We start from the raw sequence: 6,073 nt of genomic DNA on the forward strand, positions 1-6,073 counted from the left end.
TATAATCTGCAATCTGTTTAAATCCTCACCGAATCCGGAACCAAAACCGTATAATCGCCACCATTTCGTAATACATCACGAACAATACTTGTCTAAAATAGAAACCGTGTTCTTATTGACCGCTGCAAAAACTTCTTATATTTCGTCAAGTATTGTTCGTGATGTATTACGAAATGGTGGCGATTATACGGTTTTGGTTCCGGATTCGGTGAGGATTTAAACAGATTGCAGATTATAGAATTATATTTAAAAAGCTAAAAGTTAGAAATAATTTTTAGCTTTTTTTTTATGGAATGCGGAAAACTGTAATTATTGTAAAACTATTTTTATATATTTACGATTGATTACAAACGCTTGCAAATAATTGTATATATTTGTTTGTGGCGCCTATATACAAGTTGGTAGATATAGTATTTCAGATTTCCAAAACAAAATTTTCTTAAAAAAAAACAACAAATAAATTTCTATTCTAAATATATTTGTATCTTTGTATGGAAACAAATTAAACTGAATGAATAAATTTAATGTTATATTTTTGACTGAAGCAAGGGAATTTTTGCTTGAAATTGATGAAAAAAGTCGGGACAAGATAATTTTCAATATTGACAAATCAAAAATAAAAAATGATAATGAACTGTTCAAAAAATTAAAAGGAGAAATCTGGGAATTTAGAACTTTATATAACAAAACATATTTCAGAATTTTTGCTTTTTGGGACAAAACAGAAAAAATTGAAACATTGGTTTTGGCAACACATGGAATAGTGAAAAAAACAGGAAAAACTCCTGAAAAAGAAATTGAAAAAGCAGAAAATATAAGATTGAGATATTTTGAACTTAAAAATAAGAGAAATGAAAAATAAAGAAAAAGAATTAGAAATGTTCTCTTTTGACAAAATTAAAGATGAATTCATTGGAGAAGTTGGAACCGTAAAAAGAACACTATACGAACAAGAACTTCAAATGGAAATTCTTGGCGATCTAATAAAAAAAGTTCGTATTGAAAGAAATATGACGCAAGAAGAACTTGGAAAATTAATAGGTGTTCAAAGAGCACAAATATCAAAGCTTGAAAACAATACAACTAATGTCACAGTTGAAACAATTTTGAGAGTTTTCAGTGCATTAAAAGCCAAAGTGAATTTTAATGTAGAAATCTTAAATAGTAACGTAAAAATTGCTGGATAAAACTACATCTACTAACACACGTTTGTGCTAATGGCTAGGTAATTTTTCATCAGAAAACAATCCGCCGAATCAATTTTTTTGGTTTGGCTAGTAATCAAACTACGCCACTAGCACAAGCGCGAGAACGTTAGCGGCAAGTATAACAGACATTACCCAAGAATTTCTAACTGCTTAAAGACAGGTATTAACAACTTCCCTTTTTCGGTAAGATTGTATTCAATGTGCAAAGGTTTTTGCTTAATGACAATTTTTTCTAACAAACTAACTTCTTCCAATTCTCTTAAAGCGACAGACAAAGTTTGCTTGTTTGAACCTTCTATTTGGCGTAACAAACTACTAAATCGCAAAGGTGCTTCAACAGCTAAACGAAAAATTTCAGGTTTCCATTTGCCAGAAAGCAACTTCAAAAGTCCTTGTGCAGGACAAGTTTCATTTTCAATAATTTCTTTTTTAGTAGTCATAATTTTCTGACTTATTGCATAGTTAAAATTAAGTCGCCAACTTTGCACAAAGATAAACAAATGGTTTAAGACACTTAATAAAAATGAAAGTAACTTATCTTATTTTAATCACAATATTCACAATTGGCAATACAAGTTGTCAATCTCAAACAAAAAAGAAAATGGAAAATAACAACCCTTTAATGTGCAACCCTGAAAGTGGTATTTGCGAAATACAAACTAACATAACAAATTCAGCAGACAGTAGTTTGGTAAAAGCAAGCAAAAAACCTTTGAAAATAATTTATTACACCGACCCAATCTGTTCTTCTTGTTGGGGCATTGAACCACAACTACGAAAACTCAAATTAGAATACGGGAACAATATTGAAATTGAATACAGAATGGGTGGCTTGCTTCCGAATTGGAGTTACAATAGTGGTGGAATTAGCAAACCTTCTGATGTTGCTCACCATTGGGATGAAGTAAGTGTTTATTATGATATGCCAATAGACGGAAATGTATGGTTAGAGAACCCTTTGCCTTCTTCTTATCCACCTTCAATTGCATTTAAAGCAGCACAAATGCAAGACTATGAAAAGGCAATTTTGTTTCTTCGTGAAATACGAGAAATGGTTTTTCTTCGAAAAAAGAATATCACAAAATGGGAACATTTAGAATTTGCAGCAAAAAAAGTTGGGCTTGACACTGTTAAGTTCAAAACTGATTATGAAGGAAAAGCAAAAGAACTTTTCGAAGAAGACTTGAAATTAGGCAGAGAATTAGGGGTAAGAGGTTTTCCGACAATATTTTTTACAGACTCAGCAGGCAATAAAGAAATGGTTTATGGTTCAAAACCATACAACACATTCGAAAATGCTTTGGTTAAATTGTATCCTACAGCTTCTAAAACGATTTATGACAAAACCTGGAGTTCTGTATTTTCTATATATCATTCATTGACAGCAAAAGAGTTTTCCGAATTAACAGGAACACCAAGAAATGAAAGTGAAAAATATTTGGACGACTTAAAAGCAAAAGGACATTTAGATAAACTGACAACAAAAAACGGAGCAATTTGGACACTAAAAAATACCAGCCGCTAACAGCAGTTACAAGAAATTGCTAGGCATGGGATTTATCAGAATTGGTAATTGTTGAATCAAAGTTTTGTCTATATTTGTAATTGGCAGTGAATGAAGTACGTAACTTCTTGTAGCTACGAAACGTTTTCTTTTTAAAATTTTTTAAACTCTACTCCTCTTTCTTAACAACCTTCCTAGCAACCTCAATTTTAAACTTCTTTCCTTTCATTTTTTCATCGCGAATGTTAGAAAGAAATTGTTTTACTTTTTTAGATTTTACGGCGGCAAACGAAATGAAATCTTTTACTTCAATCAATCCCAAATCGCCTTTTTCTAGTTTTCCTTTTTGAGAAAAGAAACCTACTATGTCAATTTTGTTTAATTTGTTTTTCTTTCCGCCGCTAACATAAATCGTTTGAAATTCAGGTGGTTTTGGCAAAGTTGTGGCGTTTTCTACATTTAAAACGGGCATTTTATAATCTAAATAATCCATTTTTTTCTCGCTTTCGTGAGCGATTATATAAGCCGTTCCCGAAGCTAACATTCTAGCCGTTCGTCCGTTTCTATGCGTGAATTCGTCTTCTTTTAAAGGCAAATGATAATGAATTACGTGCTTCATTTCGGGAATGTCCAATCCACGAGCTGCTAAATCGGTGGTTACCAAATAACTCACACTTCCATTTCTGAACTGAATTAAAGCGCGTTCACGTTCGTCTTGATCCATTCCGCCGTGATAATAGGTCGAATAAATTCCTTTTTCGTTTAAAGTGTCGCTAATGCGTTCGGCAGCATCACGATGGTTGCAAAAGATAATCGCCGCCTCCGATTTTAAGGAACAAAGCAAATGGAAAAGTGAATTGATTTTGTCTTTTTCTTTAGAAACGACCATTTTCAAACTCAAATTCAAGTTTTCTTCTTCTGTCGGAATAAAATCCAAAACCGTCGGATTGATAACTCGAGTATATTTAGGAATTTCAATATCAGAAGTTGCCGAAACCAAAACGCGTTTGTTCAACTTATTCAATCTTGAAATAATAAAATTCATTTGCTCATGAAAACCCAATTGCAACGATTTATCAAACTCATCCAAAATCAAGGTTTGAATGTTATCGGTAGAAAAAGTGCCTCTATCGATATGGTCGGCAATTCGTCCAGGTGTTCCAATCAAAACCGCTGGTGGATTGGATAAATTCTTGATTTCTGTTTCGATGGAATGACCGCCGTAGCAAACATTTACTTTGTAATCGGTTCCCATTTTTTTCCAAACTTGCTCAATTTGCAATCCCAATTCGCGTGATGGCACTAAAATTAAGCATTGAACATCTTTGCAAGTATCGTCCAACATTTGAAAAATCGGCAACAAAAATGCCAATGTTTTTCCAGAACCTGTTGGTGAAAGTAATAATACATTGGCGTCGTTCAAGATGGTTTCTTGCGCAGCCACTTGCATTTCGTTGAGTGCTTCAATCCCTAAATTGAGAAGAATATTGTTGGAATGTGGATTTTGATTCATTTTGCAAAGATAATGGAAAAGTTGGCATAGTCTACTGACAGTTATTTTCACACAAATTTCACTAATTTGCACGAATTATTGTGCCTTTTATTATTTCACTAATTCAAACTTACATTTAAAAATTTGTGGAATATTTTAGCAATAGAAATTTGTGCTAATTAGTGAAATTCGTGTAAAAATTTTATATTTATCCAACTTCACGAATTCCAAACAATCTTAACAGCAGAAATTTTTTCAGATTCAATTCTGATTTCGTTGCAAACAGAAAATCCATTTTTTAAATAGAATTTTAAAGGCGAAACATAAGTTGTTCCGTCTAATTTAGAGTCATTATTATGATCAATTACCCAACCAGAAAGCTTATTTTCTATGGATTTTAAATGATTTAACAATTTTTTTCCAAAACCTTGATTTTGAATTTTAGAATTAATTATTATAGCAAACCATTTTTCGTTTTCTCTAGTAAAAGTTATCGCCCAACCCTGAATTTCATCAGATTGATCTTGAAGTAAATAATGCTTTTTGTCGGACAAATTATTCAAATAAGTTTCAAATTCTGCAACCGATTGATAAGCTAATTTTTCAGGATATTCAGCATTCCAAAGTTGGCAGATGAATTCCTTTTCGTAAACTTCTAAATCAGATTTTGATTTTACTCTCATTTTCTTCTTCAAAAAGTAATTTTATATTTTCATACGAGTTTTTCATCGCATCTTTTATTTGTTCTGGGTTTAGCCAAGCTACTTTTTCAATTCCTTCTTCGGCTTGTGGTATTGGAGTTCCTTCAAAATTGGTAGTCATTTCAAACCAATGTGTGATTTTTAATCTGTAAACACCATTTCTTTTAAAAATGTGATAAGTTTTTTGAAGTTTTCTAGTGATTATTAAATCTTGAACTCCTGTTTCTTCCTCGACTTCTCTTATTGAACAATCTTCAATTTCTTCACCTTTATCACAACCACCTTTTGGCAAATCCCATTTTCCGTTTCTAAAAATGAATAAAACGTCGCCATTCTTGTTGTAAACCAATCCGCCACCCGCTTTTTTGACAGGGATTTTTTCTTTAACTTTCTTTAAAATTTCCTTTTCGTCAGGATAATACAAATAAGCTTTCCTAATTTTATTGTTGAACATTTTGACTATAAGTTGCTCTATATCAACACTTTCAAGTAAAAATAGTTGAAAATCTGTTTCTTTGGCAACTTTATTTGTCAAAAAAAGTGGTTTATCGTTCACAAAAACTTTATACATTTGTAGTATGATTTTTAATAAAGAAACAGCCGAAAAAACAGCCGAATTGCTTTTACAAATAAATGCAATTAAATTGAATCCGTCAAATCCTTTTAAGTGGGCTTCTGGTTGGAATTCACCAATTTATTGCGATAATCGTCTAACACTCTCATTTCCAGCGATAAGAAATTACATTCGAGATGAGTTTTCTAAGCAAATAACTGAAATTTATGGCAAACCAGATGTCATTGCAGGTGTCGCAACAGGTGCAATTGGCATTGGCATACTTGTTGCAGAAGAGTTAGGACTGCCATTTGTGTACGTTAGACCCGAAGCAAAAAAGCACGGAAGACAGAATCAAGTGGAAGGTTTTTTGCAAAAAGGACAAAATGTTGTCGTGGTAGAAGATTTAATTTCGACAGGAAATAGCAGCTTATTAGCCGTTGAAGCACTAAAAGAAGCTGGTGCACATGTAAAAGGAATGATAGCCATTTTTACCTATGGTTTTGATGTTGCCGAAGAAAATTTTAAAAATGCCAATGTAAATTTGAACACATTAAGCAACTATAACCATCTTTTAGAATTAGCCGTAGAAAAACAATATATAACAGAAAAAGA

The 6,073-nt window shown here is 32.2% G+C and carries 8 protein-coding genes and 1 pseudogene; 5 read left to right on the forward strand and 4 right to left on the reverse strand.

What is annotated here, in order from left to right:
- Positions 1-82: 82 nt before the first annotated feature.
- The 3 genes and pseudogenes from O9267_RS14490 to O9267_RS14500 form a co-directional block, all read left to right on the forward strand.
- Positions 83-220: pseudogene (locus O9267_RS14490) on the forward strand (pantetheine-phosphate adenylyltransferase); the annotation flags it as partial.
- A gap of 291 nt (positions 221-511) precedes the next feature.
- Positions 512-862 carry a type II toxin-antitoxin system RelE/ParE family toxin gene (locus O9267_RS14495; protein WP_298180827.1) on the forward strand — a complete coding sequence of 117 codons (351 nt, stop codon included), beginning with the start codon at positions 512-514 and terminating at the stop codon, positions 860-862.
- A complete protein-coding gene (locus tag O9267_RS14500; protein ID WP_298180829.1) occupies positions 852-1,187 on the forward strand; it encodes a helix-turn-helix transcriptional regulator in 336 nt (111 codons plus the stop codon). Before O9267_RS14495 ends, O9267_RS14500 begins: the two co-directional genes overlap by 11 nt.
- 149 nt (positions 1,188-1,336) lie before the next feature.
- Here the strand turns inward: O9267_RS14500 and O9267_RS14505 are convergent, their stop codons facing one another.
- Complete coding sequence (locus O9267_RS14505; RefSeq protein WP_298180831.1) at positions 1,337-1,648, reverse strand: helix-turn-helix domain-containing protein; 312 nt, start codon at positions 1,646-1,648, stop codon at positions 1,337-1,339.
- A gap of 161 nt (positions 1,649-1,809) precedes the next feature.
- Between O9267_RS14505 and O9267_RS14510 the strand changes: the two genes are divergently transcribed.
- Positions 1,810-2,733, forward strand: a complete 924-nt coding sequence (locus tag O9267_RS14510) for a ClpXP adapter SpxH family protein (RefSeq protein WP_298180833.1) — start codon at positions 1,810-1,812, stop codon at positions 2,731-2,733.
- A 148-nt stretch (positions 2,734-2,881) separates the two neighbouring features.
- Here the strand turns inward: O9267_RS14510 and O9267_RS14515 are convergent, their stop codons facing one another.
- From O9267_RS14515 to O9267_RS14525, 3 genes are all read right to left on the reverse strand, one after another.
- The gene (locus O9267_RS14515) at positions 2,882-4,225 is read right to left on the reverse strand and encodes a DEAD/DEAH box helicase (protein WP_298180834.1); all 1,344 of its coding nucleotides are present in this window, start codon (positions 4,223-4,225) and stop codon (positions 2,882-2,884) included.
- Positions 4,226-4,422: 197 nt separating this feature from the next.
- Positions 4,423-4,887: a GNAT family N-acetyltransferase gene (locus O9267_RS14520; RefSeq protein ID WP_298180835.1), complete on the reverse strand. Its 465-nt coding sequence runs from the start codon at positions 4,885-4,887 to the stop codon at positions 4,423-4,425.
- On the reverse strand, positions 4,865-5,476 hold the full coding sequence (locus tag O9267_RS14525) for an NUDIX domain-containing protein (RefSeq protein ID WP_298180837.1): 612 nt from the start codon (positions 5,474-5,476) through the stop codon (positions 4,865-4,867). Before O9267_RS14525 ends, O9267_RS14520 begins: the two co-directional genes overlap by 23 nt.
- 7 nt (positions 5,477-5,483) lie before the next feature.
- Here O9267_RS14525 and pyrE point away from each other — a divergent pair.
- Positions 5,484-6,073, forward strand: a 590-nt coding sequence (pyrE, locus tag O9267_RS14530) for an orotate phosphoribosyltransferase (RefSeq protein WP_298180839.1), incomplete at its 3' end; no start/stop codon positions are given.

It is taken from the genome of Flavobacterium sp., from assembly GCF_027531705.1.
In the GTDB taxonomy this organism is placed as follows: domain Bacteria; phylum Bacteroidota; class Bacteroidia; order Flavobacteriales; family Flavobacteriaceae; genus Flavobacterium.